This window comes from Tumebacillus avium (assembly GCF_002162355.1).
Classification (GTDB): domain Bacteria; phylum Bacillota; class Bacilli; order Tumebacillales; family Tumebacillaceae; genus Tumebacillus_A; species Tumebacillus_A avium.
Map to the genome: position 1 here is coordinate 4,740,044 of NZ_CP021434.1, position 24,147 is coordinate 4,764,190.

General features: G+C 58.8%; 26 protein-coding genes. 16 read left to right on the forward strand and 10 right to left on the reverse strand.

The features are described from left to right. Positions 1-10: 10 nt before the first annotated feature. Complete coding sequence (gene trxA / locus CBW65_RS22015; protein WP_087458704.1) at positions 11-325, reverse strand: thioredoxin; 315 nt, start codon at positions 323-325, stop codon at positions 11-13. A gap of 130 nt (positions 326-455) precedes the next feature. Between trxA and CBW65_RS22020 the strand changes: the two genes are divergently transcribed. Beyond that, positions 456-851 carry an Hsp20/alpha crystallin family protein gene (locus tag CBW65_RS22020; RefSeq protein WP_087458705.1) on the forward strand — a complete coding sequence of 132 codons (396 nt, stop codon included), beginning with the start codon at positions 456-458 and terminating at the stop codon, positions 849-851. Between the two features lie 52 nt (positions 852-903). Here the strand turns inward: CBW65_RS22020 and CBW65_RS22025 are convergent, their stop codons facing one another. From CBW65_RS22025 to CBW65_RS22040, 4 genes are read right to left on the reverse strand one after another with little or no spacing between them, the layout of a single operon-like run. Further along, positions 904-1,998: a shikimate dehydrogenase gene (locus CBW65_RS22025; RefSeq protein ID WP_087458706.1), complete on the reverse strand. Its 1,095-nt coding sequence runs from the start codon at positions 1,996-1,998 to the stop codon at positions 904-906. Further along, positions 1,999-2,442 carry a type II toxin-antitoxin system RatA family toxin gene (locus CBW65_RS22030; RefSeq protein ID WP_087458707.1) on the reverse strand — a complete coding sequence of 148 codons (444 nt, stop codon included), beginning with the start codon at positions 2,440-2,442 and terminating at the stop codon, positions 1,999-2,001. 17 nt (positions 2,443-2,459) lie between these two features. After that, on the reverse strand, positions 2,460-3,698 hold the full coding sequence (locus tag CBW65_RS22035) for an aminotransferase class III-fold pyridoxal phosphate-dependent enzyme (RefSeq protein WP_087458708.1): 1,239 nt from the start codon (positions 3,696-3,698) through the stop codon (positions 2,460-2,462). A 14-nt stretch (positions 3,699-3,712) separates the two neighbouring features. Then, positions 3,713-5,188 (reverse strand): spore germination protein, encoded by a 1,476-nt coding sequence (locus tag CBW65_RS22040; RefSeq protein WP_232463396.1) that lies wholly within the window; start codon positions 5,186-5,188, stop codon positions 3,713-3,715. 103 nt (positions 5,189-5,291) lie between these two features. Between CBW65_RS22040 and CBW65_RS22045 the strand changes: the two genes are divergently transcribed. Beyond that, complete coding sequence (locus CBW65_RS22045; RefSeq protein ID WP_087458709.1) at positions 5,292-5,543, forward strand: hypothetical protein; 252 nt, start codon at positions 5,292-5,294, stop codon at positions 5,541-5,543. A 50-nt stretch (positions 5,544-5,593) separates the two neighbouring features. On the opposite strand, the gene CBW65_RS22050 is transcribed toward CBW65_RS22045, so the two are convergent. Then, positions 5,594-6,262, reverse strand: coding sequence for a PspA/IM30 family protein (locus CBW65_RS22050; protein WP_087458710.1), 669 nt, complete (start codon positions 6,260-6,262; stop codon positions 5,594-5,596). A 156-nt stretch (positions 6,263-6,418) separates the two neighbouring features. On the opposite strand from CBW65_RS22050, the gene CBW65_RS22055 reads away from it, so the two are divergent. Continuing rightward, positions 6,419-8,542: an ABC transporter substrate-binding protein gene (locus CBW65_RS22055; RefSeq protein ID WP_198299693.1), complete on the forward strand. Its 2,124-nt coding sequence runs from the start codon at positions 6,419-6,421 to the stop codon at positions 8,540-8,542. A 63-nt stretch (positions 8,543-8,605) separates the two neighbouring features. Here the strand turns inward: CBW65_RS22055 and acsA are convergent, their stop codons facing one another. Next, positions 8,606-10,333, reverse strand: a complete 1,728-nt coding sequence (acsA, locus tag CBW65_RS22060; RefSeq protein ID WP_087458712.1) for an acetate--CoA ligase — start codon at positions 10,331-10,333, stop codon at positions 8,606-8,608. A 193-nt stretch (positions 10,334-10,526) separates the two neighbouring features. Between acsA and CBW65_RS22065 the strand changes: the two genes are divergently transcribed. The 4 genes from CBW65_RS22065 to CBW65_RS22080 all read left to right on the forward strand — a co-directional run bounded on the left by CBW65_RS22065 (position 10,527) and on the right by CBW65_RS22080 (position 14,399). Next, the gene (locus CBW65_RS22065; protein WP_087458713.1) at positions 10,527-11,159 is read left to right on the forward strand and encodes an N-acetyltransferase; all 633 of its coding nucleotides are present in this window, start codon (positions 10,527-10,529) and stop codon (positions 11,157-11,159) included. Positions 11,160-11,177: 18 nt separating this feature from the next. Further along, positions 11,178-11,828 carry a CBS and ACT domain-containing protein gene (locus tag CBW65_RS22070; RefSeq protein WP_087458714.1) on the forward strand — a complete coding sequence of 217 codons (651 nt, stop codon included), beginning with the start codon at positions 11,178-11,180 and terminating at the stop codon, positions 11,826-11,828. 3 nt (positions 11,829-11,831) lie between these two features. After that, positions 11,832-12,992: an acetoin utilization protein AcuC gene (locus CBW65_RS22075; RefSeq protein ID WP_087458715.1), complete on the forward strand. Its 1,161-nt coding sequence runs from the start codon at positions 11,832-11,834 to the stop codon at positions 12,990-12,992. Positions 12,993-13,124: 132 nt separating this feature from the next. Next, on the forward strand, positions 13,125-14,399 hold the full coding sequence (locus tag CBW65_RS22080) for an HD-GYP domain-containing protein (protein ID WP_232463397.1): 1,275 nt from the start codon (positions 13,125-13,127) through the stop codon (positions 14,397-14,399). Between the two features lie 26 nt (positions 14,400-14,425). Here the strand turns inward: CBW65_RS22080 and CBW65_RS22085 are convergent, their stop codons facing one another. Beyond that, the gene (locus CBW65_RS22085) at positions 14,426-15,274 is read right to left on the reverse strand and encodes a L,D-transpeptidase family protein (protein ID WP_087458717.1); all 849 of its coding nucleotides are present in this window, start codon (positions 15,272-15,274) and stop codon (positions 14,426-14,428) included. Between the two features lie 156 nt (positions 15,275-15,430). Here CBW65_RS22085 and CBW65_RS22090 point away from each other — a divergent pair, with 156 nt between their 5' ends. From CBW65_RS22090 to CBW65_RS22120, 7 genes are all read left to right on the forward strand, one after another. After that, positions 15,431-16,858 (forward strand): cbb3-type cytochrome c oxidase subunit I, encoded by a 1,428-nt coding sequence (locus CBW65_RS22090; protein ID WP_087458718.1) that lies wholly within the window; start codon positions 15,431-15,433, stop codon positions 16,856-16,858. A 19-nt stretch (positions 16,859-16,877) separates the two neighbouring features. Beyond that, on the forward strand, positions 16,878-17,384 hold the full coding sequence (locus tag CBW65_RS22095; protein WP_087458719.1) for a cbb3-type cytochrome c oxidase subunit II: 507 nt from the start codon (positions 16,878-16,880) through the stop codon (positions 17,382-17,384). Positions 17,385-17,412: 28 nt separating this feature from the next. After that, positions 17,413-17,571 (forward strand): cbb3-type cytochrome oxidase assembly protein CcoS, encoded by a 159-nt coding sequence (ccoS, locus tag CBW65_RS22100; protein WP_087458720.1) that lies wholly within the window; start codon positions 17,413-17,415, stop codon positions 17,569-17,571. Between the two features lie 24 nt (positions 17,572-17,595). After that, positions 17,596-18,144 (forward strand): c-type cytochrome, encoded by a 549-nt coding sequence (locus CBW65_RS22105; RefSeq protein ID WP_087458721.1) that lies wholly within the window; start codon positions 17,596-17,598, stop codon positions 18,142-18,144. A gap of 10 nt (positions 18,145-18,154) precedes the next feature. After that, positions 18,155-18,631 carry a DUF1269 domain-containing protein gene (locus tag CBW65_RS22110; protein ID WP_087458722.1) on the forward strand — a complete coding sequence of 159 codons (477 nt, stop codon included), beginning with the start codon at positions 18,155-18,157 and terminating at the stop codon, positions 18,629-18,631. Positions 18,632-18,700: 69 nt separating this feature from the next. Further along, a complete protein-coding gene (locus tag CBW65_RS22115) occupies positions 18,701-19,510 on the forward strand; it encodes a sensor histidine kinase (RefSeq protein ID WP_087458723.1) in 810 nt (269 codons plus the stop codon). After that, positions 19,507-20,157 carry a response regulator gene (locus tag CBW65_RS22120; protein ID WP_087458724.1) on the forward strand — a complete coding sequence of 217 codons (651 nt, stop codon included), beginning with the start codon at positions 19,507-19,509 and terminating at the stop codon, positions 20,155-20,157. The genes CBW65_RS22115 and CBW65_RS22120 overlap by 4 nt, the downstream gene beginning before the upstream one ends. 42 nt (positions 20,158-20,199) lie before the next feature. Here CBW65_RS22120 and CBW65_RS22125 read toward each other — a convergent pair whose 3' ends face one another. Beyond that, positions 20,200-20,916, reverse strand: a complete 717-nt coding sequence (locus CBW65_RS22125) for an urease accessory protein UreH domain-containing protein (RefSeq protein ID WP_087458725.1) — start codon at positions 20,914-20,916, stop codon at positions 20,200-20,202. A 173-nt stretch (positions 20,917-21,089) separates the two neighbouring features. On the opposite strand from CBW65_RS22125, the gene CBW65_RS22130 reads away from it, so the two are divergent. Together CBW65_RS22130 and CBW65_RS22135 are read left to right on the forward strand one after the other, a co-directional pair. Beyond that, positions 21,090-22,325: a copper resistance CopC/CopD family protein gene (locus CBW65_RS22130; RefSeq protein WP_087458726.1), complete on the forward strand. Its 1,236-nt coding sequence runs from the start codon at positions 21,090-21,092 to the stop codon at positions 22,323-22,325. 20 nt (positions 22,326-22,345) lie between these two features. Then, complete coding sequence (locus tag CBW65_RS22135; RefSeq protein WP_087458727.1) at positions 22,346-22,990, forward strand: YcnI family copper-binding membrane protein; 645 nt, start codon at positions 22,346-22,348, stop codon at positions 22,988-22,990. Positions 22,991-23,040: 50 nt separating this feature from the next. Here the strand turns inward: CBW65_RS22135 and CBW65_RS22140 are convergent, their stop codons facing one another. Beyond that, positions 23,041-24,129: a bifunctional 3-deoxy-7-phosphoheptulonate synthase/chorismate mutase gene (locus tag CBW65_RS22140; protein ID WP_087458728.1), complete on the reverse strand. Its 1,089-nt coding sequence runs from the start codon at positions 24,127-24,129 to the stop codon at positions 23,041-23,043. Positions 24,130-24,147 lie beyond the last annotated feature (18 nt).

A 24,147-nucleotide genomic window follows, 5' to 3' on the forward strand; every position in this document is an offset into this window, starting at 1 on the left:
CGCGCGATGCTTACAGATGCGGCCTGATCGTGTCGAGCAGGGCCTTTTTCGATTGGAAGCCGTGGATTTTCTCCACCGGCTTGCCGTTTTGAAACAGCACGAGCAAAGGAATGCTCATCACTTCAAAACGCGCGGCGAGCTGACCGTACTCGTCCACATTGACTTTTATGATCGAGAGCTTCGATCCAAACTCCCGGTCCAGCTCATCGAGAACGGGTGCCAGCATCCGGCATGGGCCGCACCAGGGCGCCCAAAAATCCACAACTGCCGTTCCTTGCGCGATCAATTCGTTAAAATTCGAATCGGTGGCATTTTGAATCGCCATGAGGATCCCCCCATCTCCACTCGCAAAATTACGTATGTGCAGAATCTATTTGTATCCATACTATATGTGGTTCTAAACCATCATACCACAAACTTATGGAACCCCACCGACACGAAGAGGAGTGGTTGTCTTGAACCATTTTTTCCAAGAGCAGGTGCTGCCGATGCTGCACAAGCTGATGCCCTACGGCGAACTTGGACCGCGCGTGGAAGTGCGCCAGACGCCCGATGCTGTCGTTGTGCTGGCGGAGATTCCGGGCCTGAAACACCCTGAACATCTCGATGTCCGCGTGCAGGGCACGATGATCACCATTCGCGGCGAAGTGATCCGCGAAGATCCGGAAGCGGAAGGGCATGACCTGTTTTACACCGAGCGCATGTACGGCAGATTCTCCCGCTCCGTGCCGCTGCCGGTCGCTGTCGTGCCTGACCGGGTCGTAGCCAAGTACGAGGACGGAATGCTTCGCGTCACGATGCAAAAAGACACGCTGCAGCCGGGCACACATGTGCCTGTCGATTTTTCTTAATACTTCGCATGTATCAATTTCTGGGAGACGAACAAAAATCCCTGCCCGTTTTTCAAGGGGCAAGGATTTTTTTCTTGCGTTTTTGTTCGGCGCGCTGCCGGATGCCGAGAATCTCGTTCGGGCTCAGCAAGCGTTCAAACGAGCGGAACGCCGCCAGCTGAAACCCATGCTTGCGGGCCAGCGCATCGATTTCGCGCACCTGCTCCACGCTGATCGATCGCCCCAGCGTAAAACATTCATACCGCCCTTCCAGCGCCAGCAGCATCGTCTCGGCCATGCAGGCGTAGACGATGCCGTGCGGAAGGCCAAAGGAAAACGGCTTGCCGTCCCATCCGCCCGGCACTTCGACCAGCCCGCCTTCGATGACCAGCACATCGTCGCGCTCCGCCGCCACACGCTGTGACACATCGCGCGGGCGCGCCACATCGCAGACCACCGCACCCGGCTTGAGGTCTTCCGGATGAATCAGCTCTTCTGCCGCCGAGGATACGGCGAGGATGATGTCCGCTTCCCGGACCGCCTCGCGCAGGTCGGGCTGAATGTCGGCCAGCACCGAGGATTCGGAAAAAATCATCCCGGCTAAGCCTTCGAGCTTCTCTTCGCTTCTCGCCGTCAGGATCAGACGCCCGACCGATGCTGCCATCATCCGGGCACAGACCGCGCCGATCGACCCGGTTGCCCCCACCACGCAGAGGTTGGCGCGGCCCAGATCGATGCCCATCAGCCCCGCCGCCTGACAGGTCGCCTGAATCGCTGTGGCGACCGTATAGGAATTGCCGGTCGTCACCGGGACGGACAGCTGCCGGGCGACGGTGATGCCGGCGTCCCCGACCACCGAGGTCAGCGCGCCAAGGCCAACGATCTGCGCACCTTGACGCTCCGCTTTCTTGCAGGCGGCGACAATTTTGCGCAGGACAAACGGCACGGGCAGGTCGAGCAGTTGGCGGGAGGTCAGCGTCGTCGCGACCAGCCAGCCTTCCGCTTCCGCCCCCCGCACGCGGATGTTCTGCATATGCTGGGCGTTGATCGGCGGGGCGTGTTTCAGAAACGACTCCACCCACTCGCTGGAAAACCGGTCGACCAAGGGAAATTTACGCGCCACATCACTTGTGTCAAACGGGTGAATCACAAAGCCGAACTTGCCCATCTACTGCGTCTCCGTTTCACAGCGCGACTTGATGGCGCGAAGCATCGCTTCCCCGTTTTGGCGCAGCTTCAGCGTGGCGACCGGGTTGAGCAGGGAGGAAAGCATCGGCACGCCAAAATCAAAGTCGACGAGAAGCGTCACTTTGCACTGCCCGTCCGCATCTTCCACACGCCATTCCCCTTCAAAACGCTTCAGGTCGCCGCTGACTTGGCGGTAGGAGATGCGGCCGTTGTCCGGATCAAATTCATCGCGTTCCAGCCAGCGAAAATTCATGCCGGAGATCGACGTATCCCAGGCGGTCACCGTCCAGCCCTCGCCTTTCTCGACGACCTCGAGCTTGTTCAGGGAAGGCATGAAGCGCGGGTAGGACTCCATGTCGGAGATCAGGCCATACACGCGGCTGCGGTCTCCGGAGATCAGTTCGCTCACTTCCACACATGGCATGTTCCTGCACCCCTTTCTTACGAAATTTGCAGTTGCTGCCGCCCCGACTGCAGCGCCGCTTCCAGCACGCTCACCACCTGGTCGATCTCATGCTGGTCGATCGTCAGCGGCGGCTCGATGCGGGTGACGCTGAGATTGTGTAACGCAAACGCCGTCAGCACGCCGCCGCTGATCATCTCGCTCAAGATCAGCCCGCCCAGCGCGTCAGATGTAAACTCCAGCCCGATCAGGAGGCCGATGCCCCGCACTTCTTGGATCGTGCCCGGATAGCGCTCCTGCAGGCCGCGCAGTTTGGTGAGCAGATACTCGCCTTTCCACGCCGCCTGCTCTTCCAATTTTTCCGACTCCAGCACGTCCAGCGCCGCATTGGCTGCCGCACAGGCCAGCGGATTGCCGCCAAATGTCGACGTGTGCAGGAGCGGCGCCGCCTCGTACTGCTCATAGAGGTGCGGACGGGCGACCACCGCGCCGATCGGCATCACGCCGCCGCCCAGCGCCTTGGCGAGGCAGAGGATGTCCGGCACGACCCCTTCATGCTCGACAGCAAACTTCTTGCCGGTGCGGCCAAGCCCAGTCTGCACTTCATCGGCGATCAACAGCGCCCCCGCCGCATCACAGATCTCCCGCACCTGCTGCAGATAGCCCGGCGGCGGCAGAATCACGCCCGCCTCGCCTTGCACCGGTTCCAAGATCACTGCGGCCGTCTGCTCATCGACCAGTTGGCGGAGCAGCTCGGCGTCGCCAAACGGCACGTGTAAAAAGCCGTCCAACAGCGGCTGAAACGGATCGCGGTACGTGTCTTTGCCCGATGCGGACAGCGCGCCCAGCGTTTTGCCGTGAAAACCGCCGATCGCAGCGACGATCTTCGTGCGCCCGGTGCTCAGGCGAGCCAGCTTCAGCGCCGCTTCCACCGCTTCCGCACCCGAGTTGCAAAAGAAGCTGTATTGCAAGTCGCCCGGTGTGATCCGCGCCAATTTTTCGGCAAGATCGGCCATCGGCTTGGATAGCAGCACTTTGCTCGCCAGCGGCATCCGGTGCAGCTGCGCCGCCACCGCCTCGAGAATTCTCTGGTTACGATGCCCAAATGAATAAGCGCCATACCCGCCGACACAGTCGATATACGTGGTGCCGTCCGTGTCGCGGACGCGGGAGCCGCGCGCTTCGTCTTCGACTTGCGCCAGTCCCATCACGCGCAGGAGTCGGGCCAGTCCGGGGTTGATAAATTGTTCATATTGTTCGATCACGCGATCTTTCATCGGGAATTCTCCTTTTACTTGCGGGTGTCGTCACGCGGGTGCAGGATCTTCGGACGTTTCGTGTTCCATTCGACCGGCGAACGGAACAGGACGTGGACCAGGGCGTTCCAGTTGAACGGCACAAGCGGCCAGAAGTACGGCGTTTCGAGCGACTTGGTGCGGATGAGCAGGATCAGCCAGAGCACAACTCCGGCGATAAAACCAAAGAAGCCAAAGATCCCGGTGATCACGAGCAGCCCGAGGCGCACAAGCTGGTTGGCCAGCGACAGTTCATAACTGGGCGTGGCGAACGTGCCCATCGCGGCGATCGCCGTGAAGAGAATCACTTCGTTGGAGAAGAATCCGATCTCGATCGCGACCTGCCCGATCATCAAGGCGGCGACGAGACCCAGCGCCGCTCCGAGCGGACTCGGCGTATGCACCGCCGCCATGCGCAACAAGCCAAGGCCGATCTCGGCGAACAGGAGCTGCCAGAACAGCGTGACCGCCAGTTCCTTGTCCGGAATCGTAAATTCGAAAAAGCTTGGCATAAACGCCTGATTCATCACCTGCCCCATCCAGAGCGGGCTGAGCAGGATCGAGAATAAAATCGCAATAAAGCGCAGCCAGCGCACATAGACGCCGATGATCGGCTTCTGGCGGAACTCCTCGGCGTGCTGCACATGGTGGAAAAAGGTCGTCGGCGTGATCATCACGCTTGGCGAAGTGTCGACATAGATCAGGACATGCCCTTCGAGCAGATGCACCGCCGCCACGTCGGGGCGTTCGGTATAGCGCACCATCGGGTACGGGTTCCAGTTCTTGCCGAACATCAGCTCTTCGATCGTTTTTTCAGCCATCGGCAGGCCGTCGATGGTGATCTCCTGCAACTTGTTTTTGATCAGTTTGACCAGGTCGGGGTTGGCGATGTCTTCAATGTAGGAGACGACGATGTCCGTTTTCGAGCGCTTGCCGACCTGCACGTATTCCATGCGCAGACCGGGGTCGCGGACGCGGCGGCGGGTCAGGGCGGTGTTGAAGATCATCGTCTCGACAAATCCATCGCGGGACCCGCGCACGACGCGTTCCAGGTCCGGTTCGGCCGGGCCGCGCGCCGGATAGGTGCGGGCGTCGATCGAGATCGCTTTCGCTTCCCCGTCGATCAGGAAGACGAGCGGTCCGGAGAGCACAGCCGTCTTGACCGTTTCCATGTCCTCGACGATCTCCACTTCGAGGTAGCCGATCTGCGTTTCGAGCAATTTTTTGATCTCGTTGCTGTTCAGCGCATTTTCGGGGAGCTGGGCCAGATGCTCCATGATCCGGTTCATGATGTCGTCTTTCGCAAATCCGTCCACAAAATACAAGGCGAACTTCTTGCCGCCGTATTGCAGCTCCCGGCAGATCATATCGAAACTTTTTTTCACGCCAAGCTCTTGGTTCAGGATGTCGATATTTTGCTGAAGCTGCGTGTTGAGGGCGCGCTTTTGCGGGGTTTCGACGATGTCAGGCACGGGCAGCACCTCCTTTTATACATTCCAATACCCACCAGTATGAACCTTGGATGAAGCGGTTCAAACATGGGAATGCTACTTTGCAGAATTGGAGGTGTGTAGGATGGAAAAGAAAGACAGAAAGAAATGGTTTCGCAACTATGAGCTGGAGTACGTGCAGTCGGTGAGCAACACGTTGGTGCCGGAAGAGTTTCCGGAAGGGCCGTATGGCGCGTCGGTGTTTAACGACCAGCATCTCGGGAAGTCCTCGCCGTGGGAGCCGGGTCAGCATACCAACCACCGCTTCTTCGACGAGAATCCCGCCTTTACTGACGAAATTGCCCACCCCGAAGACGCCGATCTCCCCGATCTGTAAAATAGAAAAAGCCCTGCTCCGGATGGAGCAGGGCTTTTGTATGGACACCGTTATTTGTTGAGCTTTGCTTTCAGCGCTTGAAGCTCCGCGTCGATGTCGGAGGTGTCCTTTTTCTTCAGTTCAGCAAATTCGCGGTCGAGCGACTTGCTGGCGGACACTTCCTCGGAAGCTTCTGCTTCCGCTTCGAGCTGGAGGACTTTGTCTTCCATGCGGGAGAAGCCTGCCGCCGCGTTGTTCGAGCCGATGCCGGAGAGGGTCTGGTTGATCTGCTTCTGCGCTTTCGCCGCTTCGGCGCGGGCTTTCAAGGTGTCGCGCTTGTTTTTCATCTCGGCGAGCTGATCTTTCATCTCGCTCAGCTTGCCGCGCAGATTGTCAGCAACCGTTTTCGCGCCTTCGTGCTGCGCTTTGAAATCGGCCGCTTTCTCCGCCATCGCCTTTTTGTCGACGAGCGCGCGGCGCGCCAGGTCTTCATTGCCCGCTTCCAGCGCCTGCAAGGCTTGCGCTTCCCGCTTTTCCACGAGCTCCTGCGTTTCCTGATACTGCTGCTGGAGCTTTTTCTCCACGGCGATCTGCTTGGCCACCGCAGCTTCCGCATCCCCGATATCTTCTTCCATGTCGCGCAGGTACTGATCGAGCATCTTCACCGGATCTTCCGCTTTGTCGATCAGTGCGTTCAGGTTGGCCATCGTCAAATCACGCAGTCGTTTAAACAGTGCCATCTATGTCTACCTCCCAAGAGTGTGATTCCTGTATTTGTTATGTAATACGGTTCAACCCTCCCCATGGTTTCACCATTCTTGCAAAAATTTTTCACGAGAGCCGCATCTGCCGCCGGGAAGACTAAGCAAAAAGCATGCGAGAGGAGACCTACGCTCATGAAACAGGCCAAACGCTTGCTCATCCCCTGTCTCGCTGCACTGCTCACCGCCGTGTGCGTCCTGCCTGCTCCCCAGCGGCAGGCGCATGCCCAACCGATGGCGCAGGTTGCCAACGCGGCCGGCGACACCTCTGCTTTTTATCTGGCCACGCGCTCGAACTGGATCTCGCTGATGCCGGGAGACATCTCGCTCATTCAGCTTAACACACAGGAAGGTCTGGTCCGTCAAGCGCCGGACGGCAAGATTCTGCCCGGGCTCGCCGCTTCCTGGCAGCCTTCCGCCGACGGAAAGACGTTCACCTTTACTTTGCGCGACAACCTCAAGTATCACGATGGAACGACGATCACCGCCCAAGACTTTGTGTACCGCTGGAGCAGCGACAAGGAATTTATGCGTACTTTCTTGGAGATCGAAAGCGTTACAGCCTCCGACAACAAGACGCTGAGCATCACGTTTACCCATCCCGGCGATTATTTTACCCGCAATCTCGCGACCGGCAATTTTGTCCCGATCCGCCAAGCATTTGCTGAAGCAAAAGGCGATGCATTTGGCACGACGCCAGCCAACACGCAATTCAGCGGCCCGTACACGGTGACCGAATGGAGCGACACGCTGGTGCGGCTGGAACGCAACCCGAATTACTGGGACGTGCCAAGCGTGAAAGTTCCCCGCGCCGTGATCTATCTCGACGTGCCGCAGGACACGGCCTGGCGGATGTATAACGAAGGAAAGCTCGATGAGATCGCGCTCGACGACAGCCAGGCCTTTATGGCGGTCCCGGATGAAACGCACCCTGCACCGCGCCTGTCGACCGCCTATTTCCTGATCCAATCCAAAACCGGGCCGCTGGCCAACCGGCATGTGCGGCGGGCGCTTGCTTATGCCAACCCTTGGTTCTCCTGGACAGGCGCATACGGTCACGGCGGCTTTGTGCCGGAAGGGATGGCCGGGCTGAACAGCACGTTCCGCGAAGAGCACGCACCGTCGCTCATCCCCGATCCCTACGTGGCCAAAAGCGAGCTGGCCACAGGGCTGCGCGAGCTAAAACTCGGCCAACTGCCGCCGATCGACCTTTATCTGGACAGCATGAACCTGCCGGATTTCGGAAGTTTCTATCATGAGGTGCTTGGGATTACGATCAACCCGAAAGTGGTGCCGTATCAGCAGCGGCTGGAACTGGCCGAAGACGGCGTTGCTCCGATGTCGTATCACATCTGGGCGGCCGACTTTGACGACCCGGCCAACTTTTTGGAACTGTTCCACTCGCAGCGCGGTCCGTATGCGGCCAACTGGAGCAACGCCGAGTACGACCGGCTGCTCGATGCTGCCTACAATTCGTCGCAGCGGGCGGTGCGGATGCAGAATCTGCAAGCGGCTGAAGATCTCTTGTTGCAGGAAGCACCGGTCATCCCGCTGTATCAGATGCAGCAGGTGCATCTCGTGCAGCCGTTCACCGTTCTGCAGCGTCCGCCGTCTTCGATCGGCGATGCCTTCCTTCTGCGCGACTCCAGCAAAGGGCCGCGCGCTGCCAAATCGATCCTCGATTTTGCCGATCAAAGCTCGATCTCGCAATACGCGCTGGCGGCGGCGACACAGCTGTATAACCAAAATGTCATTCGCGGTTCGGTAAACGCCAACGATGAGCTGAACTTCTACCCCCGCTCCAACGTATCGCGCGAAGAGTTTGTCACCATGGTCGTCAAAAGTCTCGGCCTGGCGGAAGACTTTGCGCCGCTGCCGTTCACCGATGTCAGCGATGACCGCTGGTCGGCGCCGTTCATTCGCGCTGCTGTGGCAGCCGGCGTGATTAAAGGCAGCACCAACGCGGCCGGAGAGCAAGTCTTCCGTCCGGGCGACAAGATCACCCGCGCCGAGATCGCGACCGTGCTGGTCAATGCGCTGCAGTTGCAGAAGAAGACCGCCCCGGCGTTCAGCGATGTGAAAAGCAACCACTGGGCGTACAGCTTTATCCTCACCGCCCGCGCCAACAACCTGATCTCCGGCACTTCGAATGAGACGTTTGGCCCGGAAGCGGCAGCCTCCCGTCAAGATGCGGCCGTGATGATCTACAACGGACTGAAAATAAAACCGACACCTAGTACCAGTACCACACTACAATAATCGCAAAAAGCATCTCTGCCACGAAGGCGGAGATGCTTTTCTTATAGTCTTCAATTCCTACTCTTAATCTTCCATCGTCGACAAGTCGCCGGTCGGCAGGCCGAGTTCCCACGCTTTCAGCACGCGGCGCATGATTTTGCCGGAACGCGTTTTCGGGAGCTTGTCGCGGAATTCGATCTCGCGCGGCGCAGCATGGGCAGCGAGGCCTTTTTTCACGAAATCGCGGATCTCTTCGATCAGCGCTTCCGACGGCTCGTAGCCTTCGCGCAAAGCGATAAACGCTTTGATGATTTCACCGCGCAGCGGGTCCGGCTTGCCGATGACGCCCGCTTCGGCGATCGCCGGGTGCTCGACGAGCTTCGATTCCACTTCGAACGGGCCAACGCGCTCGCCCGAGGTGTTGATCACATCGTCGATGCGGCCTTGGAACCAGAAGTAGCCGTCTTCATCCTTGTACGCCGAGTCGCCGGAGATATACCACGGCTGGAGGCGGAAATACTCTTCATACTTCGCCGGGTTGTTCCAGATCCGGCGCATCATCGACGGCCACGGCGCACGAATCGCCAGGTTGCCCATCGAGTTCGCCGGCAACTCGTTGCCCGCATCATCGACGATCGCCGCATAGATGCCCGGGAACGGTTTGCCCATCGAGCCCGGCTTCAACGGCAGCGACGGGTAGTTGGAGATCATCTGCCCGCCCGTCTCGGTCATCCACCAGTTGTCATGGATGCGCTTGCCGTACACTTTCATGCCCCAGCGCACCACTTCGGCATTCAACGGTTCGCCGACCGACAAGATGTGGCGGACGGAGGACAGATCATATTTTTTGACCAGATCGTCGCCCGCGCCCATCAGCATGCGGAACGCCGTCGGAGCGGAGTACCAGACCGAGACGTTGTAGCGCTGCAGCGTGTTGTACCAGTCATCCGGCGAGAAGCGCCCGCCGCGAATCACGTTCGTCACGCCGTGCAGCCACGGACCCCAGATGCCGTATGCCGTGCCGGTCACCCAGCCCGGGTCGGCGGTGCACCAGTACACGTCGCCGCGCTTCAGGTCCAAGATCCACTTCGCCGTCTGGTAGTACTGGATCATCGCGTTATGTACATGCAGAACACCTTTTGGCTTCCCGGTCGAACCGGACGTATAATGCAGCACCAGCCCGTCTTCGCGGTCGACCCAAGTGATCTCCAAGAGATCGGACGCCGCATCCATCTCCTGCTGGAAATCCACTTCATGGGCAGCCAGTTCGCCTTCTGCGCCGACCAGGAACACATGCTTGAGCGCAGGCAGAGCGGCCACCGGCACGCGGTCTTTCAATTTCGGCGTGGTGATGATCGCCACCGCTTCCGCATCTTCCAGACGGTCTCTGACCGCCCCTTCCATAAACGCTTCAAACAGGGGGCCGACGATCGCGCCGATCTTCACCGCGCCAAGCAGCGCCGCATACAATTCCGGCGAGCGCGGCATGAAGATAAAGACGCGGTCGCCTTTGTTCACGCCGTATTTCTTCAACACGTTGCCAAACTTGTTGGACAGCGCTTTCAACTCGGCAAATGTATACGATTCATCGCGGACAGGGTCGCTGTAGTACAGCGCGATGTCATCGCCGCGGCCGTTTTCCACATGGCGGTCGATCGCTTCATAAGCAGCGTTGACGTTGCCGGTCGTATTCCAACTGAATTCCTGCTCAACATCTTTCCAATCAAATGTCGCGTATGCGTCCTCATAGTTTTGCAGGTTCGAGTCGGTCGCCATCACGTCGAGCAGCTCTTTGTGTTGTGGTTCAGACATACTCCGGTTCCTCCTTCAACTCCGAAATATTCAAAATTCGAAATAATCTTGTTGCTAGACATTGTAGCACAAGTTAACAAAATGCCACAACGAATAGTTTTCCTCTTTCTAGTAGAATCTATGTTGATTGTATGTGCGGTTTCTTCAAATAATTATTGTATAATTGGAAACATCAACGGAGGTGAATCCGTCTATGGAACATCCCAAAACGTATTCTTGCACCGAGATCTCCACACCGGGCGGCGATCTGATCATCGAAGGGCCGGTCGCGCCGGAGCGGTTGGCCGAGTATGAGTTTCATGCCGGTCTGACCGCCTTTCGCGTGCCGGAGAAACAAAAGCAGGCGGTGATCGGCATCGCCGGGCTGCCGGAAGGGCGGATCATCATCGCCCGGCACGGCTCAGTCATCGCCGGATATGTCACCTACCTCTATCCCGATCCGATGGAGCGCTGGGCGGAAGCGCAGATGGACAATCTGATCGAGTTGGGCGCGATCGAGGTCGCTGCGCCGTATCGCGGTGGAAATGTCGCGAAATCCCTGCTCGACATCTCGTTTCGCGATGATGCGATGAACGATTACATAGTGATCTCAACCGAGTATTACTGGCACTGGGATCTGGAAAACACCAGACTGAGCGTCTGGGAGTATAAAGAAGTGATGAAAAAGATCATGGGCTCGGTCGGCATGGAGATGTTTGCCACCGATGACCCGGAGATCACCTCCCATCCGGCGAACATGCTGATGGCCCGCATCGGGTCGCGCGTGGATCTCGATTCGATCGAAAAATTCAACGAGGTTCGCTTCAAGAACCGCTTCTTCTATTAAAACGAGGGGGATGCCAACATGCTCGTAGAACAGATCATGACGCGTGACGTGGTGACGCTTTCGCCCGACAACACTTTGCAGGAAGCGCTCGACATCTCGCGCCGCCACCGCGTGCGGCACCTGCCTGTGGTCAAGGACGGCAATCTGGTCGGCCTGATCTCCGACCGCGACCTGCGCGCCGCGGCACCTTCCATTTTAGACAAAGCAGGAGACGACAGCATTCTCTGCGATGTCCGGGTCGAGCAGCTGATGGTCAAAGAGGTGATCACCGCGCACCCGCTCGATTTTGCCGAAGACGCCGCATCGCAGATCTACAAGCACTTCATCGGCTGCCTGCCTGTCGTCACCCAAGACAAACTGGTCGGCATCGTCACCGAGCGCGACGTGCTGCGCACGCTGGTCGAGATGATGGGCGTCAACGCCCCGACCTCGCGCATCGAAGTGGAAGTGCCCGACAAGTCGGGCATGCTCGCCCAGATCTCCGATCTGCTGCGCGCCCGCCGCATCAACACGTCGGCGGTGATGGTCTTCCCAAGCGAGAAAGAAGGCTACAAGACCATCGTCTTCCGCATCCGGACGATGGACCCGCGCGGCTTCATTAAAGATATCGAAGCGGCCGGCTACCGCGTCATTTTGCACCCTTATGCGGTGACAGACGGCGAGGTGTAGCTCATGGCCGGAAACGGAACCAGCGCGTTTGTGTACAGCGACGCGTTTACCCGGTACAAATTTGCGGACGAGCATCCGTTTAACCCGCAGCGTCTGGAGATGACGCTCGACCTGATCAACACGCTCGGCTTTTTGGACCCGGAACAGATCGTCACGCCACGAAGGGCAACGTTTGAAGAACTGGCCCGGGTGCATGATCCGCGCTATCTGGAAGCGGTGATCGCCGCCTCAGCACCGGAGGCTGACCCGGACGATTTTGCCCGCTGGGGGCTCGGCACGGAAGACACGCCGATCTTTGCCGGGATGCATGACGCGACTGCAATGATCGCCGGCGGAACGCTGATCGCCGCCGATCGGGTCATGTCCGGAGCCTCGCGCCATGCTCTGAACATGGCCGGCGGGCTGCATCATGCGCGGCGGGCGGAAGCGTCCGGATTCTGTGTCTATAACGACATCGCCGTCGCCATCGCTCATCTGCGCGAAACATACGGGGCGCGTGTCGCCTACATCGACACCGACGCCCACCACGGCGACGGCGTGCAGTGGATCTTCTATGAAGACCCCGAGGTGTTGACTCTTTCCTTGCATGAGACGGGCAAATACCTCTACCCCGGCACCGGCGAGATCGTCGAGCGGGGCGTTGGGCGCGGCTACGGCTATTCGGTCAACGTGCCGCTCGAAGCGTTTACGGAAGACGACTCGTGGATGGATGCCATGCGCTCCGTCGTCATCCCGACCTTGCAAAAATTCGCCCCGGACATCATCATCCACCAAAACGGCTGTGACGCGCACACTTACGACCCGCTGACCCATCTCTCGGCGACGACGCGCATCTACCGCGAGATGCCGCAGGTCACGCGGATGCTCGCCGAAGAGCTGTGCGACGGCCGCCTCGTCGCGGTCGGCGGCGGCGGGTATGACATCTGGCGCGTCGTGCCGCGGGCCTGGACGATGCTCTGGGCCGAGTTAAACGGCAACCTCCTGCCCGAGCGGGTGCCGGACGCTTGGCTGCAGCGCTGGCAGGCCGGTGCGCCCGACCCCTTGCCCGCCTTGTTTCTCGACCCGCCCGGCAGCTTTGATCCGATCCCCCGCCGCGCGATCATCGAAGAGAAAAATGAAATCACCGTCCGGCGCGTACTAAACGGAACTCCATTTCTTTTTTGACAAATCGCAATTAACAGCCTCCTGATGATTATTTTCATTTTTTTATCAGGAGGCTACTTTGTTTGCAGGATTTTTTAAGCTGTTATCGAATGGAGTTTTATGCAAGCGATAGGGGTTTGGGGGGACTTGCAAGTGTTGCTGGAATTTCTGCTCTTTGCCATCTTAACGTACGCTGCCTACAACATGTACTACTATGTTCCGGTTGGGAATCACGGCAACTTCCGCGATGACGGGCACATCTTGTGCTGGATCGCCGCCTCATTGATCGGCGGCTGGCCGGTGCTGTTGTTCTCGGTGTTGATTTTGCTCGTTTTGTACTCTTGGGAACTGTTCAATCACGGCCTGCCGTACAAGCCGAAAAATTTGCTTTTGTTTATCACCCAGGCGGTGACGATCTACGAGGTGTCGCACTTCTTAACGGAAGTGGTCTTTTCCTTGGAGAACCCGCTGGGCATTTTTCCGGCGATGTTCCTGACGGTCTGCATTACGCAGATGGTCACCGTCGCCATGTCGTCCTGGCTGTTCCGCGTTTCGCTGCGCGTCGGCAGTTGGAAACGGCAACTGCTCAAGTTCAACTTGATCGACTCGCTGTATCTGAGCCTGTTTTTCATCTGCTCAGCCTACATCGATACGCTTCAGGCGAACTGGCAGTACACCCTGCTGATGAACGGCACGATCATGTGCGCGCTGATCGGGCTCTACTACTGGCGCACCGTCGGCATCCTGCAGACGCAGACTGTCCAGAAGAAGATCCTCGAGGTGGAAACGCTAAACGATCAGATCACCAAGGCCAATCAGCAGGTTCTGCTCGCCTTCGCGTCGGCGCTGGAGAAGCGCGACCCGTACACGGCGGGCCATTCGGAGCGCGTCGCCAACTATGCGGTGCAGATCGGCCGCGAGCTTGGGCTGTCCGAAAAGGATCTCGACATCATCCGTCTTGGCGGACTCTTGCATGACATCGGCAAGATCGGCATCCCGGACAGCGTTTTGATCAAGCCCGGGAAGTTGACCAATGAAGAGTATGACGTGATGAAACAGCATCCGGTGATCGGCGAAGAGCTCCTGCGCGGGGCGACGCTCGACGATCTGAACGCCGAAGAGCGCGAACTGATGCTGGAGATCGTGCTCTCCCATCATGAGCGCCCCGACGGACGCGGCTATCCGCACGGCTTGACCGAAGCGGAGATCCCGCTGTTCGCCCGACTGACCGCTGTCGCCGACGCGTTTGACGCGATGACGAGCAACCGCGCGTACCGCAGCGCAATGCCGCTCGAAAAGGCGGCCGGCATCCTCGTCGAAGGGTGCGGCACACAGTTTTGGCCGCCCGCTGTCGAAGCGTTTTTGCGCACGCTGGAGCGGGAAGCAGTCTTTGCCGAAGTGGCCGCCTCACAAGAAGAAAGCACCTGACCTTAAGGGGTCAGGTGCTTTTTTATTTACGGATTGCGCACGCCCAGCGCCTCTTCGTAATGCTGCACGAGGCTTTCCAAGGTGTTGGGCCCGACGATCCCGTCGACGACGAGGTCTTTGTCCGCCTGAAACGAGCGCACCGCTGCCGCCGTGTTTGGGCCGTACAGCCCGTCGAGGTCGCCTTTGTAATAGCCTAAGCTCTGCAGCATGCGCTGCACTTCGATCACATCGCCGCCATAGGGCACGCCGATGCGCAGGATGCGTGCCGTCTGAGCTTTGCCGGTGATTTTGACCAGCGTGCCGATCGGTACCATGTCATAGAGCTCTTCCACGTCTTTGTTGTACATCCGCACACAGCCGTGCGAGACGGCTTTGCCGATCGAATACGGATTGTCCGTGCCGTGGATGCCATAGCCGCCAAACGGAATCGACAGGCGCATCCAGCGCGTGCCAAACGGGCCGCCCGGATTGAGCGCCTTTTGCGTGATCTTCCAGTCGCCAAGCGGGGTCGGGGTGCTCGACGTGCCGACGCCGACCGAATACGTTTTGACGAGATGGGCCGATTTGTATAAATAAAGCACAAAGCGCTCCGTGTCGATCTGAATGCGGTACTCCCCTGCCTGCGCGGCGTTTAGCTGAACGGGCGGCTCGCTGCCGCCGATCGCCGACCACGTCTCCGGGCCAACCACGCCGTCCTGCTGCAAGCCTTGCAGCTCCTGAAAGCGCCGCACCGCATCGAGCGTCATCGGTCCGTACACGCCGTCTGGCGCGTCGTACATCAGCCCGAGTTCCACGAGCCGCTCCTGCAAAGTCATCACATCGGGACCGCGCAAATAGGGGCTGACGAGCCGCAGAAACCGCGACGCGTAGATCATCGACTTCTCCCCCTTCAGGTCGTCTCTCCACTGCTCCGTACTACACTATGCCTCCCCCCTGCAGCTCATGCCAGCCATGCATACTCCTACCGCCATAGGGAACATTTTAAAGGAACCCATTTAACGGCATACCTGCAAGTGAAAGGAGATTCAACCATGGCACAAAGCACCTCCCTCACCGCTTCGGCCCCGTATCCGAAAGGCAGCCTGACGGTGAAGATTTTCTTCTACACAGCTCTGTTTTACTTGCTGGCCAGCATGGTGTTAGGGTTGATCGTCTCCCTGAAAGCGGTCAACCCCGACTTTCTGACCGGCTCGCGGTTCTTCCAGGAGTATTTCCAATACGGCAGGCTGCGTCCCGTGCACGTCAACACCGCCGCGATCGGCTGGATGACCACGATGTTTTTCGGCATCGTCTTCTACGGGGTGCCGGTGCTTTGCAAAACGCAGCTGTACAGCGAAAAAGCGGGTCTGTTCACCGCCGCGTATTGGAATCTCAACTACATCGTTGGTGCCGGGTCGATCCTTGCGGGCTACCAGACCGGTGTCGAGTATGGCGAAATGCCCCTGCTCTTTGACATCGGGGTTGTCATCTGCGTGGCGCTGACGTTTTGGAACCTGTTCATGACGGTCGTGCACCGCAAAGAGCGGGTGTTGTACGTCTCGCTCTGGTATTGGATCGCCTCGATCATGTTTCTCGCTATCGTCTACATCGTCGGCAACATCCCCGCCGGATGGGCCGGCCCGGGTTCGGCGCAGATGAACTATCAGTATTTTTACATGCACAACATCATCGGCCTGTGGATCACGCCGGTCGGGGTCGGCACCTTGTATTACCTGCTGCCGAAACTGACCCAGCGTCCGATCTACTCGCACAAACTGTCGCTGATCGGCTTCTGGACGATCGCCGCGTTTTACGTCTGGAACGGGCCGCACCATCTGGTCAACGGACCGATTCCGTTCTGGCTGATGAAGGCGGGGATCATCCCGTCGCTCCTGCTCTTGATCCCGGTCTGGTCGGTGCTGGCCAACGTGATCGGGACGATGAAAGGCGTCTGGTACAAAGTCTCGCAAAGCGTTTCCCTGAAATTCCTGATGACCGGCTCCCTGTTCTACGGGCTGGCTTGCATTCAAGGTCCGTTCCAAGCGCTGATGGGTCCGCACGCCATCCTGCACTTCACGTATTGGACGGTTGGACATGCGCACATGCCGCTGTTCGCCGGCTTCTCGCTGATCCAGTTTTCGGCGTTCTACTACATTTTGCCGCGCATCGCCTACCGCCATGTTTACTCGCGCGCGCTGATGAACTGGCACTACTGGCTGTCGGTGCTCGGGTTTGTCATCTTCGGCTTTGCGATGTGGACGGCCGGCATCATCCAAGGCTTTGAGTGGATGGACGGCAAGCAGCTTGGCGCGTCGTTCGTCGAAGTGATGGAATCCCTGCACATCTTCCTGATCTCGCGCGCTGTTGGCGGGTCGATGATGTTCCTCGGTCAAATCTTCTTCGCCTGGAACGTGTACAAAACGGTGACGGCAGGCCAGCAAGTGACGGCGGACGACGAGATCTTCATGAAGACATCCTAAGGAAACGAGGTGTACGCACATGGCCAACGATGCGGAGAAAAATCCCGGCATATTGCTGATCGGAGCTGCCCTTCTGGTGATGATGGGGGTGATCGGCACCCTCGTCCTCCCCTATTTTGATGAAGGGGTCACGACCCCTACCCAAACGGCCAAGCTGAGAAACTATCCGACCGATTCGGCGGAAGCGCGCGGCCGGCATGTGTACATTCGCGAAGGATGCAACTACTGCCACTCCCAGCAGGTGCGTCCGGTGCGCGCCGACTCCAAGCTGGGACCGGTCACCTTGCCGGGCGATTTCTACTATGACCAGCCGGTCGTCACCGGCACGATCCGCACCGGTCCCGACCTGATGTGGGTCGGCCAGCGCTACTCGGCCGACTGGCAGCACGCCCATCTGCTCAACCCGCAGAAGATCGGCGGGGACGGCTCGATCATGCCGAAATACACCTATTTGAGCAAACAAGACCGCGACGATCTCGTCGCCTACCTGTTGAGTTTGAAGCCGGCTCCGCAAAACAAAGACTAAGCCGGCCGGATAAGGAGGAAACGAAGTGATGAACACCGCAGCCTGGCTGCTGATCACCGTCTGCCTGTGCATGACATTTGGAGCGGGACTGATGATCTGGTGGTCCTATCGGGACGGGCAGTTTGACGATGTGGAAGGCATCAAATACCGCATGCTGCAAGACGACTTCGTGCAAGACGAGTATTGATCTTGAGAAAGGAGGGGCACGCAAATGGCAGACCCGCGCGATCCCAACGATCAAACGAAGGATACCGCCGGCAAGTTTGCGGAGGACCCTGAGAAACAGACGCCCGAGACTCCGGCGCCAACTCCGCAGTCGCAAGTCTTTATGACCGATGAAGAAGTGGAGACGCACCGAGACAAAGGCCACTACGACGTCGTCTCCGATATCAAGATGGGACATGCCAAAGTCCCGAAATTCTTAAAAGTCGTCTACGCCGCCCTCGCCGTTTGGGGCTTGTATTACGCCTTGTTCGCCGCGCCGACCGATGACCGGATGCAAGCTGCGCCGTCCGCCGAACCGTCGGTGGAAGTGGGCGCGGAAACGTTTGCCACCTCCTGTGCGGCCTGCCACAACACCACTGCCGAACGCAAGATCGGCCCCGGCATGGCCGGCGCGTACACCCGCCTGGGCGATGAAGGGCTGAAAACGGTGCTGCATAACGGCCGCCCGGAAAAAGGCATGCCCGCGCCGCCCAGCCTCGGCATCAACGACAAGCAGATCGAGTCGCTCTTTCTCTACATCAAAACCTTAAAGTGAGGTGAACGGGATGGCACAACACGTGTTTGGTTTGTTTGAGACACAGGAAGCGGCACGGGCGGTGATCTCCGCCTTGTCCCCTTATGTGCCGCAGGACAAAGTCTCCGCGATCACCAAAGCGGATCAGCTGCCCGACTATGTGGAAGAGCAGCACGAGACGGACAACATCGTCGACGGCACCTTGATCGGCACCGGCATCGGCGCGGTGCTTGGCCTCACCGCCGGATTCGCCAGCGCCCTCTATCCGACGGCTGGCAACCTGCTGATTACGCTGGGGCCGCTGGCCGGCGCCTTTTACGGCTCGTGGAGCGGCGGGATGGTCGGCGCGCTCGTCGACATCGGCATCTCGCCGCCCAACGCCCAGCACTACCACGACCAGGTCGCGCACGGCAAGATCCTGCTCACCGCCGAAGTGACCGACGACAACCGCCCAATGGTCGAACAGCTCTTCCAAGACCACGGCGCAGACTCGGTGCTGGTGCGCTGAGCGGAGTGATTGCCAGATGAGTAAGGGAGTGGTACGTTAGAAGCGATTCTGACAAAAAGGACGGTTGCTATGACGTACCGCACACTCAAGATGTTCAGCATCCTGCTGCCCACCTTTCTGATCGGCGGCTTCGAATACATCCGGCATGACTATCTGCTCGATGTGATGACGATGGAAGAAGGCAATCTTTATATCACCATACTTACGCTGATCTTATCGTTTCTCTTTGCCACGTGGATGTTCCGCAAACTGGAGCGCATCACCGCCCGCCTCGCCGAAGAGCAGGCCAAACGCGCCGTGTACGAAGAGCGGGAACGCCTCGCGCAGGAACTGCATGACGGAATTGCCCAGACCCTGTTTTTCCTGAACGTAAAATTAAAAAAAGGCAAGCTCGACGAAGCGAGCGCTGCCGTCTCCACCATCGACCAGCAGGTGCGCCAGGCGATCTTCAACCTCCGCGCCTTGCCCGAAGCGGGCAGTTCCCTGCGGCTGCGGCTGGAAAAATGGCTCGATGACTTCACCACGCTGACCGGCATCGACGTCAACCCGCAGTTGGAGCTGCCCGACAACACTTTTTCCGCGACGGAGCAGGTGCAGCTGTTTGGCATCATCCAGGAGGCGTTTGCCAACATCCGCAAGCACTCCGGCGCCCGACAGGCCGAGCTGATCCTGCAGGACACTCCGACCGGCGGCTGGCAACTGGTGATCGCCGATGACGGACGCGGCATCACAGCCCTGCCCGAAGCGCGCAAAGGGTACGGTCTGGCGATGATGGAAGAGCGGGCGCAGAAGCTTGGCGCTGCGTTTGATATCGCACGGACGCCCGCCGGCGGAACGCAGCTGATGTTCACCTCGTGCAAAGGGAGGCTGGGACGATGACCTGCCGTGTGCTGATCGCCGACGACCATCCCTTGTCCCGCGATGCCGTGCGGACGCTGCTCGAAGGCGTCGAACCGTTTGAACTGGTAGGCGTTGCCAAAAACGGGCAGGAGGCGGTCGACCTCTGCGCCGAACTGTCGCCCGACCTCGTGCTGATGGACATCCACATGCCGAAGCTGAGCGGACTGGAAGCGACCCGCCTGATCAAAAAGGCGAACAGCGCCGTCAAGATCGTCATGCTGACCGTGTCTGATGATGTGGCCGACCTGTTTACGGCGATCCAATATGGGGCCCAAGGCTACCTGCTGAAGAACCTCAACCCGGACGACTGGATGCATTACCTGCATGCCCTGCTCGACGAAAACGGCGAGATCCCCCGCGAGATGGCCGGCCGGCTGATGCACAGCTTCCGGACGGAAAAAGCACCCGATGAGCCGTCACCCTCCCTGCTGACCGGGCGCGAACGGGAAATCCTCGCCTGTGTGGCAGGGGGCGACACGAACAAGCAGGTCGCCGAGCAGCTCGTCATCGCCGAAAACACCGTGAAGAACCACATCAAGAACATCCTCGACAAATTAAATCTCGACAATCGCGTGCAGCTCGCCGCCTATGCGGTGCGGCACGGATTTCAACGGGAAAAGCCATGATCTGTGAAAAGATCATGGCTTTTTTGCCGATACTGCATATGTTTACGAGAACCAGAGTTTGAACAGGCCGTCGGTGACGCCGACACCGTACATGTAATACACGCCAAATACGGCGGAAAACGCGCCGGTCGTGCGGATCAGCACCTTGTGGAAGCGCGGTTTGTCCTGTGTCAGCAAGAACGGGACGGAGATCACCGTGGTGAACAGGAGCATGGAAATCACCGTGCCAAGGCCAAAGATCAGGATAAACGACATCGCCTGCCAGACGGTGTCGACCGTCTCCAGCGTCAGGAGCATCATCGCCGCACTACCTGCCAAACCATGAACAAAGCCGATAAAGACCGATTTCAAATAGGAGACGCGATGATGTTGATGGTCATGAGCGGATAGCTGTTCATGCGAATGAAAATGATTGTGTTCCACGCTGCCGTGCGTGTGTGCATGGGCGTGAACCTTTTGTTTGCGGAATTTGAACACCGCGTTCAGCCCGAGGTAGACGAGCATGATGCCGACCGTAAACTCCAGCGACATCGCCAGGATTTCCGGAATTTCATTTTTCATCAGCATCAGGATCAGTCCGACCGCAAACAGCGTCGCGGTGTGGCCGATGCCCCAGAACACCCCGGCCAGCGAGGCGCGCCACAGCTTTTGGCTTTGCGAAGCGATCGTCGAAACGGCGATGACATGGTCCGGTTCAATCGCATGCTTCATCCCGAGCAAGAAACCGAATGCGAGCACAGAGAACAATTCTATTTCCATCATCTCACCTCTTTGTGTTTCATTTTCCATGGAACTGAGTATTCCGTCAATCGAAAATGTTCACAATCGACATCCTCCGTTCACAAAGATAGCCCGATAGAGCCATACAGCCCCCCGCGTCCCGCACGTATAGTAGAGGCATACAGAACAAACGAAAGAAATGGGATGACGCCATGAAGAAAAGTGCGCTGCTTGGGTTGTGCCTGCTGTTTCTCTGCCTGTTCACCACCCCGGCCTTCGCCCATGCCACGCTGTTGCAAAGCACGCCCTCAGAAGGTGCAGTGCTGCAGCAGAATCCCGGCGCGGTGAAGCTGCTGTTCAGCGAATCCTTAACTCCCGAACTCATCGAACTGCACCTTTATAACTGGGAAGCCGAACAGATCGAACTGCCTCCGCCGCAGCTGACCAAAGGCAACGCCTCCGAAGCGTACGCCGAACTTCCTGCCGGTCTGCCAGAAGGCAGTTACCGCGTGCTGTGGAGCGTGGTCTCCGAGGACGGCCATCTGATCGACGGCGAAGTGTCCTTTGCGCTCGGACAGGTTTCGGAAAACATCGCCCCGATCGCCGCAGGCGAGGGAAGCGCCGAAACGGTCGACACCGTGCACATCATCGCGCACGATGCGGCCGAAAGCATCCTGCTGGTGGCAGCCGGACTGTATCTGTTGTCTCTGTACGCCAAACGCATGAACGTGCCGCAAGCGTCTGAGCTGCTCGGACGCTGGAAAAAAGCCGGCTGGGCGCTGCTGCTGCTCTTGTCGGCCGGTGAGTTGATCACCATGCTGATCATTCTGGAAGACGATGCGCTGAGCCGCGTGTTCCAGCAAGGCGAACTGGGGATTTTGACCGAAACGCCGTTTCTGGTGACGGTGCTTCTGCAAATGCTGCTCTTGCTGCTGCTGGCCCTGCCCGGCATGATGAAGAGCTGGCCGGCGCTGATCTTCACCCTGCTGACCCTGAATATGGCGCAAAGCGGCCATGCCCTGGCCCTCGAGCCGATGTGGCTGGCGCTGCTCCTGCGCATGCTGCATCTGCTGTCGATCGCACTGTGGGTCGGTGGACTGTTCTACCTGCTGCTGCTCTGGCGGCGGCCTCTTGAGAAAAGCCTTTTCCGCTCCTTCTTCCTGCGCGTATTCCTCGGTTCGTCGCTTTTGGTCGCATTGTCCGGCGTGCTGATGGTTGGCGTGCAGACCGACTGGAGCGCAGTGCTGGCGGCAGGAACGCTGTGGAGCGGGCTGTTGTTCAGCAAAATCAGTCTGATGGCCATCATGCTGGCGCTTGCTCTGGTGCAATCGACGCGCTGGCGCAAAGACGCGCAGAAGCTGTCCTATCCGCTGCTGCGCATCGAATGGGTCTTCGGCCTGCTGGTCATCCTAGCCGGCGTTGTCATGAGCATGATCGCATACCCCTAACTTTGAGGAGGAACCTCTACATGAAAATGAAACATATCGCTGCTGCTGTGATCACAACTGCCGCCTTCACTCTGCTTGCCGGGACTGCTTCCGCTCACGTCACCGTCTGGCCGAAAGCAACCACGACGGGCGCTTATGAAAAATACACCGTGCGCGTGCCGGTCGAAAAAGAAGTCAACACCACCAAAGTCAAAGTCGAATTCCCGGCGGGGATGAAAGTCTCCACCGTCAAGCCGCTCACCGGCTGGAACTACGAGTTTGAAAAAGACTCCGAAGGCGTCAACAAAGCGGTCACCTGGACGGCCGCTGCGGGCGGCGGCATCAAGCCGCATGAGTTTGTCGAGTTTGAATTTGTCGGCGCCAACCCGCAAGAAGCGGGCGAAGGCACGCTGGTCTTCAAAGCGTACCAGACCTACGCGGACAACACCGTCGTCGAGTGGGCCGGCGCGCCCGATTCTGACAACCCGGCGTCTGTCACCTCCCTGACCCAAGCGGCAGCGGGCGACGACCACCACGGCGGCACAGGCGGCGGTACGGAAGAACACAGCCACGAAGAAGAGGCAGCCACCGATGCAGGCACCACGGACACCAACAACACCTGGCCGATCGTCCTCTCTGGCGCAGCACTCCTCGTCTCGCTGATCTCCCTGTTCCGCAAGCGCTAATCTAAAAAAGCCCTGACCGATCCGGTCAGGGCTTTTGCTATCTACTTGATTTACTTCGCTTGCACAGCGTCTTTCAAAAATCCGCTCTGGCGAAGCTGGTTCATCAGCGTGCTGAACTGCTGCAGATCCAACTGCTGCTTGGCATCGGACAACGCGACAGCCGGCTCGTTGTGCGTTTCGACGATCAGGCCGTCCGCGCCAACCGCAATCGCAGCTTTGGCGATCGGGAGCATGATGTCCTTGCGCCCGGTCGAGTGTGACACGTCGACCACGACCGGCAGATGCGTTTCCTGCTTCAAAATCGGCACGGCCGAGATGTCCAACGTGTTGCGCGTTGCCTTCTCATAGGTGCGGATGCCGCGCTCGCAGAGAATGATCTGATCGTTTCCGCGCGACGCGATATACTCCGCCGCATAGAGCAGCTCTTCGATCGTCGCCGACAGCCCGCGCTTGAGCAGCACCGGCTTGCGCACCGAACCGGCCGCTTTCAGCAGCTCGAAGTTCTGCATGTTGCGCGCGCCGATCTGAATCACGTCGATATACTCGCACGCCATCTCCACATCTTCCGGCGCGACGATCTCCGAGACGCAGACCATGCCGTGGCGCTTCGCCGTCTCGCTCAGGATCTTCAAGCCCTCTTTGCCGAGACCTTGGAAGTCATACGGCGACGTGCGCGGCTTGTAAGCGCCGCCGCGCAACAGCAGGATGCCTTCGCCTTTCAGATGCGACGCGACCGCCTCCATCTGCCCTTCCGTCTCCACGGAGCACGGGCCGGAGATGATGACCGGAGCGCCGCCGCCAACGGTCAGCGGTCCGACCTGCACGACCGTATCCTGCGATTTGTTCTTGCGGGAGATCAGCAGCGATTTCTTCTCTTCCTCCTGCAGCCCAAGCGATGCCTGGAAGATCTGCTTGAACAGATGGCGGATCGTATCGTCAGGGAACGGGCCCTTGTTCGCGCCGACCACCTTGTCCAGCATCTCCTTCTCACGGATCGGGTCAAACCGCTCCGTGCCCTTGCCGCTCTTGAGCAGACCGATCTCCGATACCAGCTCTGCGCGCCGGTTCAGCACCTCTAAAATCTCAAGGTTCACCTCATCTAGTTGGCTGCGCAATTCCTCAAATCTCTCTTTGCTCATGCTCATCTCACTCTCCTC